The organism is Novosphingobium sp. TCA1 (assembly GCF_009811895.1).
Lineage (GTDB): Bacteria > Pseudomonadota > Alphaproteobacteria > Sphingomonadales > Sphingomonadaceae > Novosphingobium > Novosphingobium panipatense_A.
The window spans coordinates 1-532 of sequence record NZ_BLJH01000136.1 but is presented as its reverse complement, the minus strand read 5'-3'; the positions used below and the strand labels follow the sequence as shown (position 1 = coordinate 532).

Here is a 532-nt window from a genome sequence, read left to right as displayed (position 1 = left end):
GTGTCCTCATCGAGGCGCGACCCTCCCGACCCAATGCGGAAATGGGTTCGGCCTTCCTCTGCGCCTCGCTCGGCATCGTGCCGACCGTGCGCCATGCCGACTACATCGGCGCATGGCTGGAAGTCCTGCGCGAGGATGCCCGCGCGATCTTCCGTGCCGCTTCGATGGCCAGCAAGGCGGCGGACTGGCTGCTGGCGCGCCATGCCGCAGCCGATGCCGAAGTTGCGGAGGATATCGCGGCAGGTCTCCGGGATTCGCGAACGGACGATGGAAGGGCGGTGTCATGAAGCTGCTATCCCCCGGTATCCGCTCGCTGCTCGCAGCGAATTTCGAGCACTGGGTCCGCAATCCGCGCTTCGATCCGTTTCCTCTGGTCCGCCTGTTCAATCCCACGGGCCGTGCGGTCTGGCTGGTCAGTGAACTCTATGCCGATGACGACACCCTTTTCGGCTTATGTTGAGCTCGACATAACCCGTAGTATGTTGAGCGTCCGATTATGTTGTGGGCGGCCGCGCCAGCGCCGCTTTTCGTG

Annotated in this window: 2 protein-coding genes; both read left to right on the top strand. The window is 63.7% G+C overall.

The window, feature by feature from the left end:
- Window positions 1-287, top strand: a 287-nt coding sequence (locus NTCA1_RS28415; protein ID WP_255490652.1) for a zincin-like metallopeptidase domain-containing protein, incomplete at its 5' end; no start/stop codon positions are given.
- The gene (locus NTCA1_RS28410; protein ID WP_159832513.1) at window positions 284-460 is read left to right on the top strand and encodes a DUF2958 domain-containing protein; all 177 of its coding nucleotides are present in this window, start codon (window positions 284-286) and stop codon (window positions 458-460) included. The genes NTCA1_RS28415 and NTCA1_RS28410, both read left to right, overlap by 4 nt.
- Window positions 461-532 lie beyond the last annotated feature (72 nt).